General features: G+C 67.7%; 19 protein-coding genes and 1 tRNA gene. 8 read left to right on the top strand and 12 right to left on the bottom strand.

All coding sequences use genetic code 11. The features are described 5' to 3' along the window. Positions 1–340: 340 nt before the first annotated feature. Positions 341–643 carry an STAS domain-containing protein gene (locus tag DM194_RS00815; protein ID WP_111065506.1) on the top strand — a complete coding sequence of 101 codons (303 nt, stop codon included), beginning with the start codon at positions 341–343 and terminating at the stop codon, positions 641–643. A gap of 127 nt (positions 644–770) precedes the next feature. Here DM194_RS00815 and DM194_RS00810 read toward each other — a convergent pair. Beyond that, positions 771–855 (bottom strand) — tRNA-Leu (locus tag DM194_RS00810). A gap of 174 nt (positions 856–1,029) precedes the next feature. Between DM194_RS00810 and lipB the strand changes: the two genes are divergently transcribed. Continuing rightward, a complete protein-coding gene (lipB, locus tag DM194_RS00805; protein WP_246024231.1) occupies positions 1,030–1,797 on the top strand; it encodes a lipoyl(octanoyl) transferase LipB in 768 nt (255 codons plus the stop codon). A gap of 109 nt (positions 1,798–1,906) precedes the next feature. On the opposite strand, the gene DM194_RS00800 is transcribed toward lipB, so the two are convergent. From DM194_RS00800 to DM194_RS00760, 9 genes are all read right to left on the bottom strand, one after another. Next, the gene (locus DM194_RS00800; RefSeq protein ID WP_111065505.1) at positions 1,907–2,431 is read right to left on the bottom strand and encodes a hypothetical protein; all 525 of its coding nucleotides are present in this window, start codon (positions 2,429–2,431) and stop codon (positions 1,907–1,909) included. Beyond that, complete coding sequence (locus tag DM194_RS00795; protein ID WP_246024230.1) at positions 2,418–3,278, bottom strand: hypothetical protein; 861 nt, start codon at positions 3,276–3,278, stop codon at positions 2,418–2,420. The genes DM194_RS00800 and DM194_RS00795 overlap by 14 nt, the downstream gene beginning before the upstream one ends. Positions 3,279–3,453: 175 nt before the next feature. Continuing rightward, positions 3,454–3,744 (bottom strand): acylphosphatase, encoded by a 291-nt coding sequence (locus tag DM194_RS00790; RefSeq protein WP_111065503.1) that lies wholly within the window; start codon positions 3,742–3,744, stop codon positions 3,454–3,456. Continuing rightward, on the bottom strand, positions 3,741–5,489 hold the full coding sequence (locus tag DM194_RS00785) for a long-chain-fatty-acid--CoA ligase (protein WP_111065502.1): 1,749 nt from the start codon (positions 5,487–5,489) through the stop codon (positions 3,741–3,743). The genes DM194_RS00790 and DM194_RS00785 overlap by 4 nt, the downstream gene beginning before the upstream one ends. Positions 5,490–5,681: 192 nt before the next feature. Further along, on the bottom strand, positions 5,682–6,821 hold the full coding sequence (locus tag DM194_RS00780; protein WP_111065501.1) for a serine hydrolase domain-containing protein: 1,140 nt from the start codon (positions 6,819–6,821) through the stop codon (positions 5,682–5,684). 318 nt (positions 6,822–7,139) lie between these two features. After that, entirely contained in the window at positions 7,140–8,693 is a 1,554-nt protein-coding gene (locus DM194_RS00775) for a SpoVR family protein (protein ID WP_111065500.1), read from the bottom strand. A 66-nt stretch (positions 8,694–8,759) separates the two neighbouring features. Continuing rightward, positions 8,760–10,052 carry a YeaH/YhbH family protein gene (locus DM194_RS00770; protein WP_111065499.1) on the bottom strand — a complete coding sequence of 431 codons (1,293 nt, stop codon included), beginning with the start codon at positions 10,050–10,052 and terminating at the stop codon, positions 8,760–8,762. A 139-nt stretch (positions 10,053–10,191) separates the two neighbouring features. Continuing rightward, positions 10,192–12,138, bottom strand: coding sequence for a PrkA family serine protein kinase (locus tag DM194_RS00765; protein WP_111065498.1), 1,947 nt, complete (start codon positions 12,136–12,138; stop codon positions 10,192–10,194). A gap of 999 nt (positions 12,139–13,137) precedes the next feature. Then, positions 13,138–13,584 carry a response regulator gene (locus DM194_RS00760; protein WP_111065497.1) on the bottom strand — a complete coding sequence of 149 codons (447 nt, stop codon included), beginning with the start codon at positions 13,582–13,584 and terminating at the stop codon, positions 13,138–13,140. A 199-nt stretch (positions 13,585–13,783) separates the two neighbouring features. Between DM194_RS00760 and DM194_RS00755 the strand changes: the two genes are divergently transcribed. Beyond that, positions 13,784–14,635 carry an NUDIX hydrolase gene (locus DM194_RS00755; protein ID WP_111067636.1) on the top strand — a complete coding sequence of 284 codons (852 nt, stop codon included), beginning with the start codon at positions 13,784–13,786 and terminating at the stop codon, positions 14,633–14,635. Positions 14,636–14,713: 78 nt separating this feature from the next. Here the strand turns inward: DM194_RS00755 and DM194_RS00750 are convergent, their stop codons facing one another. After that, entirely contained in the window at positions 14,714–15,253 is a 540-nt protein-coding gene (locus DM194_RS00750; RefSeq protein ID WP_111065496.1) for a c-type cytochrome, read from the bottom strand. 314 nt (positions 15,254–15,567) lie between these two features. Here DM194_RS00750 and DM194_RS00745 point away from each other — a divergent pair, with 314 nt between their 5' ends. Next, positions 15,568–16,341, top strand: a complete 774-nt coding sequence (locus tag DM194_RS00745; RefSeq protein WP_111065495.1) for a 3-deoxy-manno-octulosonate cytidylyltransferase — start codon at positions 15,568–15,570, stop codon at positions 16,339–16,341. A 65-nt stretch (positions 16,342–16,406) separates the two neighbouring features. Then, positions 16,407–17,273 (top strand): prephenate dehydratase, encoded by an 867-nt coding sequence (locus DM194_RS00740; protein ID WP_111065494.1) that lies wholly within the window; start codon positions 16,407–16,409, stop codon positions 17,271–17,273. A gap of 103 nt (positions 17,274–17,376) precedes the next feature. Here the strand turns inward: DM194_RS00740 and nudC are convergent, their stop codons facing one another. Then, positions 17,377–18,282 carry an NAD(+) diphosphatase gene (gene nudC / locus DM194_RS00735; RefSeq protein ID WP_111065493.1) on the bottom strand — a complete coding sequence of 302 codons (906 nt, stop codon included), beginning with the start codon at positions 18,280–18,282 and terminating at the stop codon, positions 17,377–17,379. Positions 18,283–18,453: 171 nt separating this feature from the next. Between nudC and hisN the strand changes: the two genes are divergently transcribed. The 3 genes from hisN to DM194_RS00720 all read left to right on the top strand — a co-directional run bounded on the left by hisN (position 18,454) and on the right by DM194_RS00720 (position 21,702). After that, positions 18,454–19,236, top strand: coding sequence for a histidinol-phosphatase (hisN, locus tag DM194_RS00730; RefSeq protein WP_111065492.1), 783 nt, complete (start codon positions 18,454–18,456; stop codon positions 19,234–19,236). Positions 19,237–19,270: 34 nt separating this feature from the next. Beyond that, positions 19,271–19,777 (top strand): hypothetical protein, encoded by a 507-nt coding sequence (locus tag DM194_RS00725; RefSeq protein ID WP_111065491.1) that lies wholly within the window; start codon positions 19,271–19,273, stop codon positions 19,775–19,777. Between the two features lie 74 nt (positions 19,778–19,851). Further along, on the top strand, positions 19,852–21,702 hold the full coding sequence (locus DM194_RS00720; protein WP_111065490.1) for an extracellular solute-binding protein: 1,851 nt from the start codon (positions 19,852–19,854) through the stop codon (positions 21,700–21,702). Positions 21,703–21,750: the final 48 nt, after the last annotated feature.

The following is a 21,750-nucleotide window of genomic DNA, read 5'->3' as shown; positions in this document are numbered from 1 at the left end:
TCGGCGATGGCAAAGCCCGAATGCCGGCATGGACACCGACGGCACGGCAACGGCAACGCGGCTCCGCGACATCGGACGGCAGGCCGGCGGCGTTCGGGGTATGCGGGTTGTGGAAGGCCTTCGCGCGGTACCTTGGTCCCGGCGTAAAGGACGGGAGCGGCACCGGCGGCAGCGCCCCCGACATAGAGGCGCCGCCCCCGTTTGTCCAGTCCGGCCGGGCAAGGAACGGCCGTTGCCGGTGCTTTTCCCGCCAAGCCCCTGGCGCCCTCTTGCACTGCAACATCCCTTCGTGCTCCCATTACCGCGTGCCGCATCATGGGGAGAGGGGCCGGACGCGCCTATGGAGTATGCCTTCACCACCGTCGGCGACCGCGACGGTATCCTGCTGTCGGGCCGCTGCACCTACGAGGACGGCAACCGCTTCCACGACATGATGCGCGAATGGGATTTTGGCGCCAGTCCGGTGGTGCCGATCGACCTGCGCTTCGTCACCTTCATCGACTCCGCGGCCATCGGCATGCTGTTCATCCTGGCGAACCGCTGCAGCGAGGCCGGCGGCCACATCGTCGCCAGCGGCGCCCTTCCCCACATCGTCCGCGCGCTGCGCCGCGTCGCGCTCGACCGCTATATCGAATTCCGCTGAGGAGGCCGCCGCCGGCGGGATGAGAGGCGGGGTAAGGCCCGAACACGAAAAAGCCCGCTCGGTCTTGCGACCTGCGGGCTTTTCGTCATTCCCGTATCCCCGGGATGGTCCCATCTGCATGGGAGAGTGGTGCGGTCGAGAAGACTCGAACTTCCACGGGTTGCCCCACAGCGACCTCAACGCTGCGCGTCTACCAATTCCGCCACGACCGCATCAGGCTGGTAGTTCCCGACGTCCGCTTGCGCGCCTCATCGGGTGGAGCGGGTAGATATCAGCTTCCCGACGGTCGATCAAGCGCTACAATCATCGTTCGCGAAGAAAAATTCGGAGCGGCCCTCCGGCCGCCCCGCCGACACAGCAGCCGACACCGCCAGAGACCGTATCGAATGACCTCCCTGCCAAGCCTGCCGCCAAGCCCGCCCGCCGGTCAGACCTGTCCCGAGACGCCCGCCCGGCCGCGGCCGATCGAGTGGCGCATCTCCGACCAGCCGGTGCCCTACCCCGACGCCATCGCCGAGATGGAGGCCCGCGTCGAGGCGATCCGCGCCGGCACCGCGCCGGAACTGGTCTGGCTGCTGGAGCATCCGCCGCTCTACACCGCCGGCACCAGCGCGCGCGACGAGGATCTGCTGGAGGCCGACCGCTTCCCCGTCTACCGCAGCGGCCGAGGCGGCCAGTACACCTACCATGGGCCGGGACAGCGCGTGGCCTACGTCATGCTGGACCTGAAGGCGCGCGGCGCCGACATCCGCGGCTTCGTCCGCGACCTGGAGGAATGGATCATCCGCACGCTCGCTTCCTTCAACATCAAGGGGGAGCGGCGGGAGGGCCGTGTCGGCATCTGGGTCGACAAGCAGCCCTATGGCGGGCTGAAGGGGCAGGAGGACAAGATCGCCGCCATCGGCGTGCGGGTGCGCCGCTGGGTCAGCTTCCACGGCATCGCCCTGAACGTGGAGCCGGACCTGTCCCATTTCGGCGGCATCGTCCCCTGCGGCATCGCCGAGCATGGCGTCACCTCCATCGTCGCCCTGGGCCAACTGGTGACGATGGAGGACGTCGATTCGGCCCTGATCGCGGCATGGCCGGAGGTGTTCGGCGGCCCGATGCGGGGCGAGGACAGCCCCGCCGAAGATGGGTCGGGCGAAGAGATTTAAAGGGGCTTGCAATGCGCTTTGGGCCGCGACGGCGGCCCCGGCCGCTCATGCGGCCGAATCCAGACCGGCGAATGAGGTCATGTGAATCTAAAGCGAATGCAAATTCGCTTTAGTATTTCTGGAACCCGCCGGCGGCCGGGGTGGCGGCCTGATCGCCGGCGGGGTTCACGCGCGGATCCTTGTTGTCCATCGACTGCACGGTGCAGGCGGTCGTGTTGCCGTTGCGGAACAGGTAGATCTTCTTCCGGTCAGCCTTCCTTTCGGGATCGTTCAGGTTCAGCCCATGGCCGAAGGCGACGCCCAGCACCTCCCCCTTGAAATAGGCGCGGAAGCGCAGCGGCGTGATCTCCTTGAAGCGCAGGGCGGCGCAATCCCGGCTCAGCTCCTTCTCGAACTTGCCGGCCTTGCGCCAATCCTCATTGGAGCGGATCGTCACCCATTGCGGCGGCAACGGGAACTGCACGATGGGCGGCGCGATGGGCAGGTTGGAGTCCGGCTGCGGCGGCGCCATGTGGCCCGGCTCCGTCCGCTCCAGCGCACCGGCCAGCGCCGGGGAGCCCGCCGAAAAGGCCACCGGTAGCATCAGCCCGCACAGCAAGCCGGCGGCCATCAGGCGCACGTCAAATCCGGACATCGAACCCACGCTCCTTGATCTCGTCGACCCGCGTCTCCTTCGCCGGCTTTTCCTTCGCCGGCATCGGTTTGGCAGGCTCCACGGCCGCCATCTCCCCCAGCCGCCCGGAGAGCGACAGGGTCAGTTCCAGCGCCCCGCCATCCTGCTCCGGCGCGCCCAGCGGCGTCAGGGTCAGCGCGCCTTCCAGCCCCTGCGGCGGCTTCGCCATCGCTTGGGACAACGCCGCCATGACGCGGCCCAGATCGTCGATGGCGACCCGGTCGGTCGCGACCGTCAGCCCTTTGCCCGGCCGGATGGCGGAGCGAAGGACGCCGAGCACGCCCGCCAGCCCCTCCCCCTTTTCTTCCGCCGGAGCCTGGGCCAGCATCAGCACGGCATCCTCCAGCCTCACCCTCACCGGCCCATCGACCGGACCGAGGGCGAGGCCGATCCCGCTCACTTCGATCGCCACATCCAGCCGGCCGTCCTCCGCAAGCGGCCGCAAGTCGCCCGCCCGTCCATCCAGCGCCGCGACTGCGGCCCGGCGCTCCGCGTCGCCGAAACGGGCGGCCAGCGCCGCCTCCACGGCATCGCTTCCGTCCATCCCGAAGGCGGCCAGCAGCCGGCCCAGGTCGCGGGCAAGCGTCCGGATCGCCGGTTCCAGCCGGTCGGCAGGATCGACGGTTGTCGGTTGGGGCGGGCGTGCCGGCGCATCCGCCGCCGCCTCCGGCCCAAGGCTGAGGCGGACGGCCGTGTCACGCCGCGGCACAGCCGGAGCTTTCGCCGCCGGTGTCGCCATGGCCCCGCGCACGGCCTTGCCCTTCGCCTCCGCCGCCTTGGCGAAGACGCCGGTGAGCATGGCCTTCATGTCGGCCACATCCGGCTTCCTTGCGGTCATCCCGGCTGTCGTCCCTTCCGCTGGCCTTCAACCGCCGGCCTCAAGCCACGGCGACGGCAAGCATGCCGCCGTCATGGTTAGCGGAACGCTAATGCGGACCTTCCATCAGCGGCTTTCGATCCCGACCCGACAATGACCGCAGGAGTTACGCCGTCGGCCGCTGCTCGAACCCGGCCATCCCCGGATCCTGCTCCGGTTCGGACACCACGTCGCGGACGATGGCCGCGGGCGGGCCGCGGCGGCAGGCCTCCAGCATGCGGTCGACGGCATGGGCGGGGCCGGCGAACAGCGCCTCCACCGTGCCGTCGCTGCGGTTGCGGACCCAGCCGGTCAGACCCAACCCGCCCGCGGTATCGACGGTCCAGCCGCGATACCACACCCCCTGCACCTTGCCCTGGACGCGGACGCGCACGACCTTCCGTTCGGGGCCGCTCATGCGGAACCGCCAGTCGCCGCAGCGGCGTCACGTTTGCTCTGCTCCTCGTCCAGCAGGGCCTTGCGGGACAGTTTTCCAATCATCGTCTTCGGCAGCTCCCGGCGGAATTCCACGACCTTCGGCATCTCGATGGGCGACAGCTTGTCCTTCAGGAAGGCGGTCAGCTCCTCGGCGGTCAGGCTCCTGCCCTCGTCCAGCCGGACATAGGCCTTAACCGTCTGGCCGCGATATTCATCGGGCAGGCCGGCCACCACGCATTCGGCGACGGCCGGATGCAGGTAGATCGCCTCCTCCACATTGCGGGGATAGACGTTGAAGCCGCTGCACAGGATCATGTCCTTGATGCGGTCGACGATGGTGGTGTAGCCGTCCTCGTCCATCACCCCGACATCGCCGGTGTGCAGCCGGCCGTCGACCAGCGTCTGCGCCGTCTCGTCCGGGCGCCGCCAATAGCCCTTCATCACCTGCGGCCCGCGGATGCAGACCTCGCCCTTCTCGCCGGGCGGCAATACGCGGCGCGGCTCCTCCAGGCTGACGATCTCCACGATGGTGCCGGGCAGCGGCAGGCCGATGGAGCCCTTCTTCTCGCTGCGCAGCACCACCGGGTTCACCGTGGCGACGGGGGAGCTTTCCGACAGGCCGTATCCTTCCACCAGCGTGCAGCCGGTGGTGCGCTCGAACGCCTCCTTCACCTCCAGCGGCAGCGGCGCCCCGCCCGACATGCAGAAGCGGATGGAGGACAGGTCGAAGTCCTTCAGGCGTTTATGATGGTTGATCGCCGTGTAGATGGTGGGGACGGCGGGGAACAGGGTGATCCGCTCCTTCTGCAGGGTGCGCATGACCTGCTCCAGCTCGAAGCGCGGCAGCAGGACGATCTCGGCCCCCAGATGCAGGCCGAAATTCATCACCGCGGTCATGGCGAAGACATGGAACAGCGGCAGCACGCCCATCATGCGCTCCTGCCCGTCATCCTCGCCCTCGCCGGGCCTGCGCTCCTTCGACGCGTACCAGGTCGCGCACTGGATGGTGTTGGCGTAGAGGTTGGCGTGGGTCAGCATCGCGCCCTTCGGCACGCCGGTGGTGCCGCCGGTGTATTGCAGGACCGCGACGTCCTCGCGCGCGTCGATGGCGACCGGAGCCGGCCGGCCGTCGTTGGCGATCAGTCGGACAAAGGGAATGTGGCGGTCGTCGCGCGGGATCGCCGCGACCTCCGCCCTCTTGGCGATGGGGAACAGCCAGTTCTTCGGGAAGGGCAGGATTTCGGCCATGCGGCAGATCACCAGCCGCTTCAGCCCGGTCTCCGCCAGCATCCGCGCCATCTTGTCGTACAGCAGCTTCAGGTCCAGCGTGACCATCAGGTCGATGTCGCTGTCGCCGATCTGGTGGGCAAGTTCGCGTTCGGCATAGAGCGGGTTGAAGTTCACCACCGTGCCGCCGGCCTTCAGGATGCCGAAGAAGGCGATGACGTAATAAGGGGTGTTGGGCAGGAACAGACCGACCCGCGTGCCCTTCCCCACCCCGAGCGCCTGGAAGCCGCGGGCGGCGCGGTCGACCAGTTGCCCCAACTCGCGGTAGCTGGTGCGCTTGCCCAGGAAGTTCAGGCAGGGCTTGGCGCCGTGGCGGGCGACGGCGTCGCTCAACAGGTCCGTCAGCGGCCGGGCCGGGATCGGCATCGCCCAGTCCACCGTCGGCGGGTAGGAGGCCAGCCATGGATGGTCGGGCAATGTGCGGGCGGCTTCTCCCATGCGCGTTTTCCTCCCCAGTGTTCGTTTTCGGCCCGGCGTCCGATTTCGGATACCGGTTTCCTCCGGCACCGCCATACCCCGAAGTCTATGCGCCGGAGTTGAGGATTGTCCCCTGGAGAGGAGATGGTTACGCGCGAAATCCGAACAAGCGGGGCACCAGCGGGAGATGAACAGAAGGGCGGCGGCGCCCGCCTAACGGCCGTTGCGCAGGCGGTGCAGCACCTCAACCGCCATCCATTCGGCGAGGTTTCCGTCCTCGCCGTCCAGGAAGACGGCGACGGAGACCGGGACCGGCCCCGGCGCGTGATAGGCGACGGGCGTCACCCCCGGACCGCCGCCGGTGTGGCCCCAATAGGGTCCGGGCCCCGGATTCAGCTCCATCATCAGGCCCAGGCCATAGGACGGTTGCACCCAGGGCCTGCCGGTCATCGGCCCGCTGACCGGCAGGGCATCGCGCATCCGCCACAGCAGCGCGGTCGGCAGGTAGTCCTCGGTCAGGCCATGGACGAAGCGGCAGGCATCGGACACCGTCATCGCCGCCACCCCATGCGACACCCAGCCGGGATGATAGGCCTTCGCCACCGGAACGCCGCCGAAGGCCGGGCTCGGCCCGAAGAACAGCCCGTCGAGTTCTGAGCGGTCGCGCAGCAGCGCCGCGCCGGACAGGCCGAGCGGGGCGAAGACCTCGCGCGCCAGCATCTCCGCCAGCGGAAGGCCGCCCGCCCGCTCCAGCAGCCGGCCGACCAGCAGATAGCCGATGTTGGAATAGGCGAAGCTGCCGACCGGCGGTCCATCCTTGCCATTGGCCACACCGCAGCGGGCCAGGAACTCGTCGCCGCTCCACGGCTCGCCGCCGGCGGCGACGGCGGCATGGTAGTCGGCCCGCCCGCCATAATCGGGCAACCCGGCCCGGTGCATCAGCAGCTGGGCGACGGTGACCGCCACCGGCCGGCCGGACAGTTCGGGCAGCCAGCGCTCCGCCGGCCCATCCAGAGCGACGATGCCGCGCGCGGCCAGCCGCAGCACGGCGGCGGCCAGGATGGTCTTGGTCAGGCTGTAGACCAGGGCGCGCCGCTCCGCCGGGTCGCCCGCGCCCTTCTCGCCGCCCCTCTTCTCGCCGCCCCTCTTCTCGCTATGCGCGCCGCGCCGCCGCAGCACCAGCGTTCGCGGAGGCTCCATATCGGCGCCGCGTCCGCGGAGGATGGCGACCAGGGCCGTAGCGGCCGGGGCGGCGCTCGCGCTCTCCTCCTCCAGCAGGCCGGCCAGGGCGGCCCTCAGCAGCCCCGGATCCATTTCGCCCTTCTTCGTCGCGTTACCGTCGTCCTTGCCCATCGCCTGCCCGCTCCCGCCCGCTTGTCCTGGCTGTAGAGTCGGATAAGAAGGCTTTCCCGCGGCAAAAGGAAATCCGGTCCGGTCCCACTGGGGCGCCCAGCAGGTTGACCGTTAACCACGACTGACGGCTGTCGATGGCCGGCCGCTTGCATTATCCTTGTGCGACAGCCCCTGTGGAGGACCGAGCCATGCCCGTGACGGACGCCGGCCGGCGCCGTAAGCAGGAAGACCAACTGCTCCGCAAGGCCGAGGAGGCGAAGGAGGCCGGCATCAAGCCCGAACCGGAGCGATGACCGCCGCCCTCCCCCGCGTCTTCGCTCACACCACGCCGATCCCGCTCGGGGCGGTGACGGCGTGTTCCTTCAGGATGGCTTCGGAGATGGCCGACACCTCGATCAGCTGCACCTCGTAGCCCCACAGGTTGGCGATGTGGCGCAGCACCGCCTTAGCGTCGCTCTCGTCCAGCAGAACGCCGTTGGTGACGCGGTGCTGCAGGATCAGCTTGCGGTCGCCGGCAAGGTCCACGTCGACGATCTGGATGTCCGGCTCCAGATAGCCGAGGTCGTACTGGCGGGCCAGCTTCTTGCGGATGTCGCGGTAACCGCGCTCGTTGTGGATGTGATCGACCAGCAGATAGGGGTCTTCCGCATCGTCGCGCACGCTGAACAGCTTCAGCTTCCGCATCAGGTGCGGGCTGAGATACTGCAGGACGAAGCTCTCGTCGCGGAAGTTGGCCCAGGCCTCGCGCACCGCCGCCATGCCGTCGCCGCGGCCCGCGAGGTCGGGGAACCACTGGCGGTCCTCGTCGGTCGGCTTCTCGGCGATGCGGGCGATGTCCTGCATCATCGCGAAGCCCAGCGCATAGGGGTTCAGGCCGGAGAAGCGCTTGTCGTCGAACTCCGGCTGGAACACCACCGAGGTGTGGGAGTGCAGGAACTCCAGGAAGGCGCCTTCGCTGATCTGGCCGGTTTCGTGCAGGCGGCTCATGATCTGGTAATGGACGTAGGTGGCGCAGCCCTCGTTCATCACCTTCGTCTGTTTCTGCGGATAGAAATACTGGGAGATGTGACGGACGATGCGCAGGATTTCGCGCTGCCAATGCTCCAGCCGGGGAGCCTTCTTCTCCAGGAAATAGAGGATGTTCTCTTCCGGCAGTCCCAACAGCTTCTTGCGCTCCGACACCGACTTGGCGGGCCGCTGGCCGGCGGCCGGTTTCGGCACCGTGCGCCACAGGTCGTTGAAGGTCTGGTCCTGGTATTCCTGCCGCTCGCGCTCGCGCCGCTGCTCGGTCCGCAGGTCGGAACGCTTCTTCGGGTATTTGTGCACGCCCTGGCTCATCAGCGCATGGGCGGCGTCCAGCACCCGCTCCACCGCGGCATGGCCGTAGCGTTCCTCGCAATGGGTGATGTAGGTTTTGGCGAATTCCAGATAGTCCAGGATGCCCTGGGCATCGGTCCATTGCTGGAACAGCTGGTTGTTCTTGAAGAAATGATTGTGGCCGAAGGCGGCGTGGGCGATCACCAGCGTCTGCATCGTCATGGTGTTCTCTTCCATGATGTAGCTGATGCAGGGGCTGGAGTTGATGACGATCTCATAGGCCAGGCCGCGATAGCCCTTGCGGTACATCATCTCGTCGCGGGCGAAATGCTTGCCGAAGGACCAGTGCTTGTACATCAGCGGCATGCCGATGGACGAATAGGCGTCGAGCATCTGCTCGGCGGTGATGACCTCGATCTGGTTGGGATAGACGTCGAGGCCCATCTCCTTCAGCGCGATATGCTCGATGGCGTCGTAGACGCGCTTGATCTTGTCGTAATCCCATTCGACGCCGTCATACAGCAGCGCGTCGGGCCTGGTGATCACAGCGGTCATTCTCGATCTCCCCCTACCGCCCCCGGTCCCCAATATGGGATGGGGCGGTGATTTCCTTACGACCCCTCAGGCCCCCGCCTTCTCGCGGGCGAACAGCTCGCGGAAGACCGGGAAGATCTCCCGGCGGGAGCGGACGCGGCGCATCGCCAGCGGGCGTTCCGGGCTCTGCACCTGCTTGTAGGTGCGCCACAGCTCGGTCTCGCGGCCCAGGGCCGACAGGCCCATGTTGTGTTCCGCCGCCACCTCGATATAGGCGAAGTACTGGCACATCGGCAGGATGACGTCGCGCAGCAGGGTCGCCGACTTGGCGTTGTCCGACGACATGTTGTCGCCGTCCGACGCCTGGGCGGCGTAGATGTTCCATTCGCTGTCCGGGTAGCGCTCCTGCACCACCTTCTGCATCTCCTCCAGCGCCGTCGACACCACGGTGCCGCCGGTCTCGGTGGAGTAGAAGAAGGTCTCCTCGTCCACCTCCTTGGCCTCGTGGGTGTGGCGGATGAAGACGATGTCGACCGAGCGGTAGCGCCGCCGCAGGAACAGGTACAGCAGCATGAAGAAGCGCTTGGCCAGATCCTTCATGTGCTCGGTCATCGAGCCGGACACGTCCATCAGGCAGAACATCACCGCCTGGGCGATCGGCTTCGGCACCGATTCGAACCGGTTGTAGCGGACGTCGATCGGATCGATGAAGGGAATGCGGCGGGAGCGCAGGACGATCTGTTCCAGCTGCTCGCGCAGGGCCTGGATCTGCTCGGCATCCTCGCCGGCCTCCTCCGCCTCGCGCAGCATCTCCTCAAGCTCGCGGATCTCGTCGCGCTTTGGGCGCTTCAGCGCGATGCGGCGCGACAGGCTGTTCCGCATGGTGCGGACGAGGTTCAGGTTGGCGGGCGAGCCCGACACCGAATAGCCGGCCCGCGTCAGCGTGTGAGATTCCGACTGCTTGACCTTCTGCTTCACCAGATCGGGAAGCTCCAGATCCTCCAGGAAGATGTCCAGGAACTCGTCGCGCGACAGGACGAAGCGGAACTCGTCCTCGCCCTCGCCGTCGGCGCTGCCCTCGCTGCCGCGGCCACCGCCGCCGCCGTCCGGGCGCTGGATGGTGTCGCCCTCCACATACTCCTTGTTGCCGGGCACGACATAGTCGCGCACCCCGCCCTGGCTGGCGCGGTGGAAGGAAGGCTCCCGCACGCCGCCGGCGGCGATCGTCACCTTCTCGCCGTTCTCGATATCCTGGATGCCCCGCTTGCCGGAGGCGTCGCGGACCGCCTTGACCACCTGCTCCTTGGCGCGGCGCAGGAAGCGCTGGCGGTTGGCCAGGCTCTTGCCCTGCGGGTTCAGGCGACGGTCGATGATGTTCATCAAGGGGCTGGCCCTCCCACCCGTTTCGTCACGCGGCCTTCAGACTTCGACAGCACTCTATGACAGTGGGGTTGCCGCGGGGCGTTGCAACACCCCGCCCCGCGGCAATTAAGTCCCCGGTCCATCGCCTCGGCCGGCCTCAGCCCGCCTGCTTCACCCGCATGTACCACTCGACCAGCCGGCGGACCTGCCGCTCGGTGTAGCCGCGCGTCATCATGCGCGAGACGAACTCGGTGTGCTTCTTCTCGGTCTCGCCGTCCTTCTTCGAGCCGAAGCTGATCACCGGCAGCAGGTCCTCGACCTGGCTGAACATCCGCTTCTCGATGACCTCGCGGATCTTCTCGTAGGAGGTCCAGGACGGATTGCGGCCGGCGTTGGCGGCACGGGCGCGCAGGGCGAACTTGACCACCTCGTTGCGGAAGTCCTTCGGGTTGGCGATGCCCGCCGGCTTCTCGATCTTGGTCAGCTCCTGGTTCAGCAGCTCGCGGTTCATCAGCTGCCCGGTGTCGGGATCCTTGAAGTCCTGATCCTCGATCCAGGCATCGGCATAGTCGACATAGCGGTCGAACAGGTTCTGGCCATAGTCGGAGTAGGATTCCAGATAGGCCTTCTGGATCTCGTTGCCGATGAATTCGGCATAGCGCGGGGCAAGTTCGGCCTTGATGAACTCGACGTATTTCTTCTCCAACTCTTCCGGGAACTGCTCGCGCCGGATCGCCTGTTCCAGCACATACATCAGATGCACCGGATCGGCCGAGATCTCGGTGGAGTCGTAGTTGAAGGTCGAGGCCAGCACCTTGAAGGCGAAGCGGGTGGAGATGCCGCCCATGCCCTCGTCGACGCCGGCCTGGTCCTTGTACTCCTGCATCGACTTGGCCTTGGGATCGGTCTCCTTGACGCTTTCGCCGTCATAGACCCGCATCTTGCTGTAGAAGCTGCTGTTCGGATGCTCGCGAAGGCGCGACAGCACCGAGAAGCGGGCCAGCATCTCCAGCGTCGCCGGCGCGCAAGGGGCGGTCGCCAGATCGGAGCCGTTGACCAGCTTCTCGTAGATCTTCTGCTCCTCCGCCACCCGCAGGCAGTAGGGAACCTTGATCACGCAGATGCGGTCGATGAAGGCCTCGTTGTTCTTGTTGTTCTTGAAGGTCTGCCACTCCGCCTCGTTGGAGTGGGCCAGGATCACGCCCTGGAAGGGGATGGCGCCGATGTTCTCGGACCCGACATAGTTGCCCTCCTGCGTCGCGGTCAGCAGGGGGTGCAGCATCTTGATCGGGGCCTTGAACATCTCGACGAATTCCAGCATGCCCTGGGTCGCCCGGTTCAGGCCGCCGGAGAAGCTGTAGGCGTCGGGATCGTTCTGGCTGTAGATCTCAAGCTTGCGGATGTCGACCTTGCCGACCAGGGAGGAGATGTCCTGGTTGTTCTCGTCGCCCGGCTCGGTCTTGGTCACGCCGATCTGGCGCAGCTTGCTGGGATGAAGCTTCACCACCTTGAAGCGGTTGATATCCCCGCCGAACTCGTCGAGGCGCTTGACCGCCCACGGGCTCATCAGCCCGGTCAGGCGGCGCTTGGGAATGCCGAAGCGTTCCTCCAGCGTGTCGCCGATCTCGTCCGGGTTGAACAGGCCGAGCGGGCTTTCGAAGATCGGGCTGATCTCCTTGCCGGCCTTCAGGACATAGATCGGGCACTTCTCCACCAGCGACTTCAGCCGCTCGGCGAGAGAGGACTTGCCGCCGCCGACCGGACCCAGCAGGTAGAGGATCTGCTTGCGCTCCTCCAACCCCTGCGCCGCGTGCCGGAAGAAGCCGACGATCCGTTCGATCGTCTCCTCCATGCCGTAGAACTCGGAGAAGGCGGGATAGACCTTGATGGTCCGGTTCATGAAGATGCGGCCCAGCCGCGGGTCGCGGGCCGTATCGACCACTTCCGGTTCGCCGATGGCGGCCAGGATGCGTTCGGAGGCCGAGGCGTAGGCCATGGGGTCGTCGCGGCACAGCTGGAGATAGTCCATCAGGGACATCTCGGTCTCGCGGCGGGTCTCGTAGTTCTGCGTGTAGCGGGTGAACAGTTCGTCGGCCGGGAACATTCGTCGCTCCGTCTTATCTGGTCCGATGCGCCGGGGCGCCGCCGGTGGCTGCGGCGGCAGGCCGCGGCGCATGCCGCGATCCATGGGGCACTCCAGGGGAGACACGGACCGCGCGGGGTCCGCAGCCTCCCCGCTCAGCGGTAGAAGCCAGCGGTCTGGTGTAAGGAACGGTCCTGTGCAGGCCGGGAGCCGTCCGTCCAATGACGCGGCAACCCCCGAACGAGTCATTTTTGAATGTAATGCTCCACCTAGAGCTTTCCAGGCACTCAGGCTCCATAGCCGGAAAGCCCGCTGTGGAAACGTCCTCTGCCATAGGACCTAGGTCCCACGGCCAGTGTTGGTGCGGCGAGCGCGCCCGCTCAACCAGCGCGCGCATCGGCCTCGTGTGCGGAAGGCTCGGCGCAATAAGAAAGACAGTATCGGAGAGAGACGGCGTGAAACCGGCGGCAATCGTCGTTGCCCGTCCAGTCGGGGAGAGTAGCCCTTCGAGATTCGACCCGCTGCGGTTCGATCGGGCGCTCTTGATCACGCCATCGGCCTCCTCAGGAAAGCGCGCCGCCTCAACCAAGCACGGCGCTGGGACTTACCGTCGATGCTGAGCTCCAAACCTTAACAAAATCCAGTGAGGGGAATTGCGGTCGGCCTCATCGCATTGCCGTGGCGCCGCAACACCTCTTAGAGATCATGTTGCGTCCCAATCGTCCCCATCAACAAGGCGGAAATTGGGTGATGGCGGGGGACCCATAGGGCGCAATGGAAGGCTACAGTTCGATTGCCGAACTGTTTCAAGCACTTGGTAGGCATTCCACAGAATGGGAATTTTTTGGACAAGGCCGGCGCCGGTCGCGGACCCCTGCCGAAGCGGGCAATCGCAGGTCGTAAAGCAGCCTATCGGGCAATAACCGTCAGGCAAGAGCCGACAGGCGGGAGCCGACAGGCGCGGGGCGCCGGGCGGCGCCGGGCAGGAGGCGCCGGGCAGGAGGCGCCGGGCAGGAGGGGTCAGGCCGGCAACGCCGCTCTCATCCCATCGGACAGCGCGAGGCGCAGGCTGGCCGGCGTGACCGGTTTGGCCAGGACCAGCGCGGCGCCGCTGGCGCGGGCCGCCGCCTCGCGGTCGCCGTCGACGCGGCCGCTCATGAAGACGACCGGCAGGGAGCGGCTGCGGGACTCGGAACTGGCGCGCAGCGCGCGGACGAAGCCGAAGCCGTCCATCGGCTGCATCTCCACATCGCACAGCACCAGATCGGGGGCGTGGGCGGCGACGGCGGCCAGCGCCGATTCGCCGTCGGCGGCCTGATGCACCGCCTGTACGCCCAGGGAGCCGAGCATCTTCGCCAGCACCATGCGGGTGAAGGATTCGTCTTCGACCACCAGGACGGACAGCGCGCCGAAGGGCGTCTCCGTCTCCTGCGCAGCCGCGCCCTCGGCCGATCGGTCCGTCACCACGCCCCGCCCTTTCGCTGCGCGACCGCCCGGCCGGCGCCGGGAGTCATTTCGTCACTGAACCTGTGTACGATGGCAACCAAAGCGGCGCAAGATGCCCGAATCGTTCCACCCGGAATGCACCGGAACCCGGAATGCGCTGGAGCAGAGTGCCCAGGATGAGCGGTTGCGCCGCCGCCCCGGTCCCTTTTAGATGGAAGCCATGAGCTTCCTCGAACATATCCGCGCGTGCAACGCGCACGACCTGTCCGGCTTCCGCCCGTTCGAGCTGGACGGCCAAAACGTGGGCTGGGTGCGGCATGCCCTGGCCGAGGCGCTGCCCGGCGTCGATCCCGGCTTCGTCGTCACCCCCGACCGGCTGAGCATCGCCCCTGACATCCGCGATTTCGAGGCGCGCTCGACCGTGCTCGACCATGCCGCCGCCTATCTGGTCGAGAAGGGAACGGTCAAGGCGCTGCGCGGGGAGTATTACCCGGTCCTGCCGCGCTGGGGGGCGGAACCGCTGGCCCGGCTCGACCGCGCCGCCGTCGCCGCCTTCGGCATCCAATCCTTCGGCCTGCACATCAACGGCTTCGTCCGCGACGAGGCCGGCGGGCTGCAGCTGTGGGTCGGCCGCCGCGCCCGCGACCGCGAGGTGGCGCCGGGCCAGCTCGACAACCTGGTCGCCGGCGGCCAGCCGATCGGCCTGACGCTGTCCGAGAATCTGGAGAAGGAGGCGGCGGAAGAGGCCGGACTCGATGCGGAGACCGCGCGGCGCGCCGTGCCGGTCGGCGCCATCAGCTACACGATGGAGACTCCGGCCGGCCTGAAGCGCGACCGCCTGTTCGTCTACGACCTGGAGCTTCCGCCCGGACTCACCCCCGTCAACACCGACGGCGAGGTGGAGGCCTTCGAGCTGTGGCCGCTGGACCGGGTGGCCGAATCGGTGCGCGGCACCGGCGACTGGAAGTTCAACGTCAACCTCGTGGTGACCGACTTCCTGATCCGCCACGGCTGGCTGACCCCGGAGAACGACCCCGACTATCTGGAGATCGCCTGCGGCCTGCGGCGATAGGCCGGACAGCCCGTCGGCCGCACACAAAAAAAGCCCCGCCCTCGTGCGAGAGCGGGGCCTTTCACTTGTGCACGTGCCTTACTGCGGCAGAGGCTGAGGGCTGTCGGCCAGAGAGCGCAGATAGGCGATGAGGGCGGCGCGGTCGTCGTCCTTCTTCAGGCCGGCGTAGGTCATCTTCGTCCCGGGGGCATAGCCCTTCGGGTCGTAGAGGAACTTGTTCAGCTCGTCATAGGTCCAGGCGCCTTCGGTCTTCAGCAGGGCATCGGAATAGCTGAAGCCCTGTATGTGGCCCTTCGGGCCGCCGACGATGCCGTACAGGTTCGGCCCGACCTTGTTCGCGCCGCCCTTGTTGAAGCTGTGGCAGGCGGCGCAGGCCTTGGCCACCTTCTCGCCGTTCTCCGGGCTTGCGGCGACGAGCAGAGGGGCGATCGGCGCCGGACCGGCGGGAGCGGCACCCTTGTCGGCGGCGGGCGCTGCCCCCTCGGGAGTCGCGATGACATAGACACTCTTTTCCAGCGGCTTCGAATGAACCAGCACCTTGGACGCGAATCCGGCCAGCATCGCGATCAGCCCGGCCAGCAGCACGGCGCCGAAAATCTTGTTCCACTCCATGCTCATTGATGAGCCCCTTTGTTCCCTAATTTCAGTGCACTCGGCGTTTCTCCCGCCCGCGGCTGAACGCGCCGCGGCTACCATAGCCTGCGGTCAGAAGCTTGTCATAGCCCGGCAGACCGCGAAAAAAGGTCGCATACAAATCTGTCGCAGTCACGAACCTCTTAATTTACTTGCGCATTACGCTGCATCGCAAAACACACCCCTTTCGGGCCATGCCGGCACTTGACGCGGCACCGGCGTCCATGTTTCACCCGCGACACCCCCTCTCCGGCCCGCCCCGGCGGACCCGATGCCCCTTCCTCCGGAGCTTCCGCGCCATGCCGACCTCCTCCAGCCCCGCCCGTCCCGCCAACCCGATCGTGGTGATCCCGGCGCGCATGGCCTCCACCCGGCTGCCGGGCAAGCCTCTGGCAGACATCCTGGGCGCGCCGATGATCGTCCATGTGCTGCGCCGCGCGATGGAGGCGGCGATCGGCCCGGTGGTGGTCGCCTGCGCCGAGCCGGAGATCGCCCGCGCGGTCGAGGCCGCCGGCGGCACCGCGGTGCTGACGCGCCCCGACCATCCCTCGGGCTCCGACCGCATCTTCGAGGCGCTTCGGCTGATCGACCCGGAGGGGCGGCACGACGCGGTGGTCAACGTGCAGGGCGACCTGCCGACCGTCGAGCCGGAGAGCGTGCGCGCCGTCTTCGCGCCGTTGGCCGACCCGGAGGTCGACATCGCCACCCTGGTCGTGGAGATCACGCGGGAGGAGGAGAAGAGCGACCCCAACGTGGTCAAGGCGGTGCTGGAGCTGCCGGCGGGATCCCGCCGGGGCCGCGCGCTCTATTTCACCCGCGCCACCGCGCCGACCGGCGACGGGCCGCTCTATCACCACATCGGCCTCTACGCCTACCGCCGGGCGGCGCTGGAGCGATTCGTCGCCCTGCCGCCGTCGGTGCTGGAACAGCGCGAGCGGCTGGAGCAGCTGCGCGCGCTGGCCGACGGCATGCGGATCGACGCGGCGGTCGTTGACGAGGTTCCGCTGGGTGTCGATACTCCCGCCGACCTGGAGCGCGCCTGCGCCCTCCTGTCCGCCCGCAAGGGCGGCTGAAACCCGATGCCGTCCGCCCGCAAGGGCGGCTGACTCCTTCAAGATCCGCCGGGGGAATTCCGTCCATGCCCACGTCCAACATCATCGCCTTCCAGGGCTTCCCCGGCGCCTATTCCGACCTGGCCTGCCGCAACGCGCGGCCGACCATGACGACGATGCCCTGCGCCACCTTCGAGGACGCCTTCGCCGCGGTGCGCGAGGGGCGGGCATCGCTGGCGATGATCCCGGTGGAGAACTCCATCGCCGGCCGCGTCGCCGACAACCACTATCTGCTGCCCGAAGGCGGCCTGCACATCATCGGCGAGCATTTCCAGCGGGTAAACCACCAGCTGCTGGCACCGAAGGGGGCCACGCTGGACAGCATCGAGACGGTGCGCAGCCACATCCAGGCCCTGTCCCAGTGCCAGACCGCCATCCGCGGCCTGGGCCTGCAGGCGATCAACCACGCCGACACCGCCGGCGCGGCGCGGGAGATCGCCGCGATGAACGACCCGCGCCATGCCGCCATCGCCTCCTCGCTGGCCGCCGAAATCTACGGCCTGGACATCCTGAAGAGCGGGATCGAGGACGCCGCCCACAACACCACCCGCTTCCTGATCCTGGCGCGCGAGCCGAAGCTGCCGGCGCTGGGGTCCTGCAAGACGATCACCACCTTCGTCTTCCGCGTCCGCAGCGTGCCGGCCGCGCTGTACAAGGCGATGGGCGGCTTCGCCACCAACGGCGTCAACATGACCAAGCTGGAAAGCTACATGGTCGGCGGCCACTTCACCCAGACGCAGTTCTACGCCGACGTGGAAGGCCATCCCGACGAGCGCCCCCTGCGCCTCGCCCTGGAGGAGTTGGACTTCTTCGCCCGCGAGGTGAAGATCCTGGGCGTCTACCCGGCCAATCCCTTCCGCTACCAGGAAAGCCAGCGCGTCGGCGAGGATTGACGCCCTCCCGGCGACACCTGCACCCGCAACCCCAATCCCTTCGACCGCCGCAAATCCCCGGCGCGCGCGGCGGGACCGCAGCGGCGGCATTGAGCAAGGGCGCTCACCCCTCCGCCAGCCATTCCCGGATCAGGCGGTGGGCGATCGAGTCGGGACGGGCGAGGCGGAAGGTCTCGTCCGGCGTGTGGGTGCGCAGGAACTCGCGGTCGAACCAGCCGGCGCTTTCCAGCTCGTCCTTGCTGGTGTCGATGTCGAAGTTGGTGGCCCGCGCGGTGAAGCCCAGCATCAGCGAGGACGGGAAGGGCCAGGGCTGCGACGAGCGGTATTGAATGTCGGTGACGTTCAGCCGGACCTCCTCGAACACCTCGCGGGCGACGGTGTCCTCCAGGCTTTCGCCCGGCTCGACGAAGCCGGCCAGCACCGAATGCATGCCGGGCGGGAAGCGGCTCTGGCGGCCCAGCACGACCCGGTCGCCGCCGTCATGGACCAGCATGATCACCGCCGGATCGGTGCGCGGGAAATGGCGGGTGGCGCAGTCGGGGTTGGTGCAGAGCCGCATATGCCCGCCCTCCGCCGACGCGGCCGGGGATCCGCACACCCCGCAGAAGCGGTGGCGGGCGTTCCACCACACCATGCCGCGGGCATAGGCGCACAGCGCCGCCTCCCCCTCCGGCATCAGCGGGCCGACGACGCGCAGCTCCTCGAAGCGGCCCTGCCCCCGCAGGGCCGGCAGCGCATCCGGCTCCTCCGCCATCGACAGGTCGACGGCGAACAGCGGAGCGCCGTCCGTCAGGCCGAGGAAGATCGGCACCGCGTTCAGCCCCTCGGCAGGCAGCCGCACGGCGCGCGGCGCATCGGCCGGGCCGGCGACGAAGCTCCTGCTCTGCCAGACCGGCAGAACGCGGGAGGCGGGGGCGAGCCAGGCCTCCGTCAACCAATCCTCGTCCTTGCGGCGGAGGGAGGCGCGGTCGATCGGCGTGGCGGCGTAGAAGTTGGGTCGGTCGGTCATGGCCGGTGGAGGCTGCCACAAGCGGCGGCGGGCGGATAGCCCCGCCAAAGGCCAGTTGCCGGGTAATGGTCCAGCCCACGGCAGCGTGGACGGGGCGCTTTCGGGTTTCCGGGGCGGGCCCACGCCGTTAGGATGCGGAATTCATATCGACAGCAGCGTCAAGGAGCGACCATGACCGAACCCTGCCCCGCCCCGATGGTGGCGCTCGCCCAGCGGTTGGCCGACTCCAGCGGCAGCGTGGTCCGCCGCTATTTCCGCACCCCGGTCGCCATCGACGACAAGGCCGACGCCTCTCCCGTCACCATCGCCGACCGCGAGGCGGAGCATGTCATCCGCACCATCATCGAAAGCCAGCGCCCCGACGACGGCATCTATGGCGAGGAGCACGGCACCAAGAACCTGGACGCCGAATGGGTTTGGGTGATCGACCCCATCGACGGCACCAAGTCCTTCATCACCGGCCGGCCGATCTTCGGCACGCTGATCGCCCTGCTGCACCATGGCCGCCCGGTGTTGGGCATCATCGACCAGCCCATCGTCGGCGACCGCTGGATCGGCGTCGAAGGCCGGCCGACCACCCACAACGGCCAGCCGGTGCGCGTCCGCCCCTGCCCCGGCGGGCTGTCGGCCGCCATCTTCGGCACCACCTCCCCCGACCTGTTCCCCGGCAGCGATTACGAGGCCTACCGCCGCGTCGCCGCCAAGGTGAAGACGGCCGCCTATGGCGGCGACTGTTACACCTACGGCCTGCTGGCGTCGGGCTATTACGACCTCGTCGTCGAATCGGGGCTGAAGCTGTACGACTTCGCGGCGCTGGTGCCGGTGGTGACCGGGGCCGGCGGGCTGATGACCGATTGGGAGGGCAAGCCGCTCGACGCCAACTCCAGCGGCCGGGTGATCGCCGCCGGCGACCCGCAGACCCACCAGGAGGCCATGAAGATCCTGGCCGGCTGATTCGTCACCGTCTTGCGCCCATTGGGAAACCGAAATGACCACCATCGCCCCGCCTGCCCGTTCCGTTTTCGAAACGTCGCCCGAAAAGCTGCGGCCATTCCTGGAAGGGCTGGCGGCGCGGGTGTCGAGCGGATCGAACTGGCTGGTGCGCAAGAAGACCGTCTGCGACCTGCTGCTGGGTCTCGACGCCTTCTTCGCCCTGCCGGCCGCCGAGCGCCAGGCCCTGATGAGCGACGGCGCCGCCCCGGCGGATGCGGCGGACGCCGACGGCGGGCCGGAGGATTTCCGCAGGGTCCTGCCGCTCTATGTCGGCGCGATCCTGGAAAGGCTGAACGAGACGTCCGTTACGACCCCGGAACAAGCCTCCATCTACCTCCTGTCCATCCACCCCGAACATCAGGCCGCGGCGGAGGGATGGATGCTGGCCGATCCGCGCAACGGAAAGTCGGTGCGCAAGCTGATGCGGACCGACCGCCGCTATCGCCAGTTGATGGACCGCATGGCCGACCATTGGCGAACCGCGCGAAACGGCGGAGTTTGAGACGGAATAGCGCTTGATCGGAGCGCGGACGTGGCAATCTAACCAGAACGCCCGCTCCCGACACAGGATTGCCGATGCGCCGCCTTCTCGCCGTTGCCGCCACGCTCCTGACCCTCGCCGCGCCGGCCGCCTTCATCCCGGCCCAGGCGGCGAGCGTGACCGTCACCGCGCTGAAGCAGTTCGGGGAGCCGCGGTTCAAACCCGGCTTCACCCATTTCCCCCATGTCAACCCCGACGCCCCCAAGGGCGGATCGGTGTCGCTGGCCGGGTCGCAGCCGGGATCCTACGACAGCCTGAACACGCTGATCCTGCGCGGGGTGCGGCCGCGGACCCTGGGGCTGATCTCCGACACGCTGATGGTCGGATCCGGCTGGGAGCTGGACGCCGCCTACGCCCACATGGCGGAAAGCGTCGAGTTGTCCGACGATTACGGCTGGGCGATCTTCACGCTGCGCCAGGGCGCCCGCTGGCATGACGGCACGCCGATCACCAGCGCCGACGCCGTCTTCACCTGGGACGCGATCCAGGCCCATGGCGCCCCCTTCATCAAGTCCTTTCTCGACCGCACCGCCAAGGTGGAGGCGCTGGACGACCGCCGGTTCAAGATCACCATGACCGGCACGGGAGAGATCAAGCCGATCATCGACTTCGCCGTCACCTTCGCGCCGCAGCCCAAGCACTGGTGGACGGCGCAGGGGCGCGACATCTCCAAGACGACGCTGGAGCCGGTGCTGGGCAGCGGCCCCTACCGGATCAGGACGGTCGATCCCGGCCGCTCCATCACCTATGAACGGGTGGCCGACTGGTGGGCGAAGGATCTTCCGACCGCCCGCGGCTTCTACAATTTCGACACGGTGAAGGAGGACTTCTACCGCGATGACGACGTGATGTTCGAGGCGTTCAAGGCCGGCGCCTATGATTTCCGCGGCGAATACCGGGCGCAGCGCTGGACCACCGGCTATGATTTCCCCGCCATCCGCGACGGCCGCGTCGTGAAGCTGGAGGTGCCGAGCGAGCTGCCGCTGGGCGCCCAGGGATTCCGCCTGAACACCCGCCGCGACAAGTTCGCCGATCCGCGCGTGCGCGAGGCGCTGGCCCTGCTGTTCGATTTCGACTGGATCCAGAAGAACATCCTGTACGGCCAGTACAAGCGGACGCTCAGCAACTTCCCCAACTCCGATTTCGGGGCGAAGGGACCGCCCGGCCCGGCGGAGCTGGCCCTGCTGGAGCCCTTCAAGGCGCAGCTGCCGGAACGGGTGCTGACCCAGCCCTTCACCCTGCCCACCACCGACGGCAGCGGCAACAACCGCGCCCAGATGCGCGAGGCGACGCGGCTGTTCAGGGAGGCCGGCTGGGAGATCCGCAACGGCAAGCTGACCAATGCGAAGACCGGCGAAGCGATGACCATCGAGTTCCTAGACGGCACCGGCGCGCTGACCCGCGTCATCCAGCCCTATGTCGAAACCCTGCGCCGGGTGGGGATCAACGCCACCATGCGCATCGTCGACACCGCCCAGTATCAGGCGCGGCTGGACGAGTTCGACTTCGACGCCATCATCGTCAATCTCAGCTTCTTCACCCCGCCTGGCACCGAGCTGCGGGGCTATTTCGGCTCCGCCGCCGCCGGCACCAGGGGATCGGCGAACTATTCCGGCATCCATGACCCGGTGGCCGATGCGCTGATCGAAAAGGCGCTGAGCGCCAAGGATCTGGAGCAGGTGCAGGCCGCCACCCGCGCGCTCGACCGCGTGCTGCTGTGGGGGTTCTACATGGTGCCGCAATGGCACAACCCGGAAAACTGGATCGCCCACAAGGCTTGGCTGGCCCATCCCGGGGTCTGGCCGAAATACGACCAGGACTATCGCAGCACCAATTTCCCGGCGGCCTGGTGGGTCGATGCGGCGAAGAAGGCGGGGCAGCCTTGATGACGGCCCGTTGCATGGCTAACTCCGTCCGTATGAACGGTTTTCAGG

It is taken from the genome of Azospirillum ramasamyi (assembly GCF_003233655.1).
In the GTDB taxonomy this organism is placed as follows: Bacteria; Pseudomonadota; Alphaproteobacteria; order Azospirillales; family Azospirillaceae; genus Azospirillum; species Azospirillum ramasamyi.
Note: the sequence above shows the minus strand (reverse complement) of the source record. Positions and strands in the feature narration are given on the sequence as shown.

What these genes read in the sequence shown, in the direction of transcription:
- DM194_RS00815 (WP_111065506.1), top strand. Translation starts at nt 341, where the DNA reads ATGGAGTATGCCTTCACCACCGTCGGCGACCGCGACGGTATCCTGCTG.
- lipB (WP_246024231.1), top strand. Translation starts at nt 1,030, where the DNA reads ATGACCTCCCTGCCAAGCCTGCCGCCAAGCCCGCCCGCCGGTCAGACC.
- DM194_RS00800 (WP_111065505.1), bottom strand. Translation starts at nt 2,431, where the DNA reads ATGTCCGGATTTGACGTGCGCCTGATGGCCGCCGGCTTGCTGTGCGGG.
- DM194_RS00795 (WP_246024230.1), bottom strand. Translation starts at nt 3,278, where the DNA reads ATGAAGGCCATGCTCACCGGCGTCTTCGCCAAGGCGGCGGAGGCGAAG.
- DM194_RS00790 (WP_111065503.1), bottom strand. Translation starts at nt 3,744, where the DNA reads ATGAGCGGCCCCGAACGGAAGGTCGTGCGCGTCCGCGTCCAGGGCAAG.
- DM194_RS00785 (WP_111065502.1), bottom strand. Translation starts at nt 5,489, where the DNA reads ATGGGAGAAGCCGCCCGCACATTGCCCGACCATCCATGGCTGGCCTCC.
- DM194_RS00780 (WP_111065501.1), bottom strand. Translation starts at nt 6,821, where the DNA reads ATGGGCAAGGACGACGGTAACGCGACGAAGAAGGGCGAAATGGATCCG.
- DM194_RS00775 (WP_111065500.1), bottom strand. Translation starts at nt 8,693, where the DNA reads ATGACCGCTGTGATCACCAGGCCCGACGCGCTGCTGTATGACGGCGTC.
- DM194_RS00770 (WP_111065499.1), bottom strand. Translation starts at nt 10,052, where the DNA reads ATGAACATCATCGACCGTCGCCTGAACCCGCAGGGCAAGAGCCTGGCC.
- DM194_RS00765 (WP_111065498.1), bottom strand. Translation starts at nt 12,138, where the DNA reads ATGTTCCCGGCCGACGAACTGTTCACCCGCTACACGCAGAACTACGAG.
- DM194_RS00755 (WP_111067636.1), top strand. Translation starts at nt 13,784, where the DNA reads ATGAGCTTCCTCGAACATATCCGCGCGTGCAACGCGCACGACCTGTCC.
- DM194_RS00750 (WP_111065496.1), bottom strand. Translation starts at nt 15,253, where the DNA reads ATGAGCATGGAGTGGAACAAGATTTTCGGCGCCGTGCTGCTGGCCGGG.
- DM194_RS00745 (WP_111065495.1), top strand. Translation starts at nt 15,568, where the DNA reads ATGCCGACCTCCTCCAGCCCCGCCCGTCCCGCCAACCCGATCGTGGTG.
- DM194_RS00740 (WP_111065494.1), top strand. Translation starts at nt 16,407, where the DNA reads ATGCCCACGTCCAACATCATCGCCTTCCAGGGCTTCCCCGGCGCCTAT.
- nudC (WP_111065493.1), bottom strand. Translation starts at nt 18,282, where the DNA reads ATGACCGACCGACCCAACTTCTACGCCGCCACGCCGATCGACCGCGCC.
- hisN (WP_111065492.1), top strand. Translation starts at nt 18,454, where the DNA reads ATGACCGAACCCTGCCCCGCCCCGATGGTGGCGCTCGCCCAGCGGTTG.
- DM194_RS00725 (WP_111065491.1), top strand. Translation starts at nt 19,271, where the DNA reads ATGACCACCATCGCCCCGCCTGCCCGTTCCGTTTTCGAAACGTCGCCC.
- DM194_RS00720 (WP_111065490.1), top strand. Translation starts at nt 19,852, where the DNA reads ATGCGCCGCCTTCTCGCCGTTGCCGCCACGCTCCTGACCCTCGCCGCG.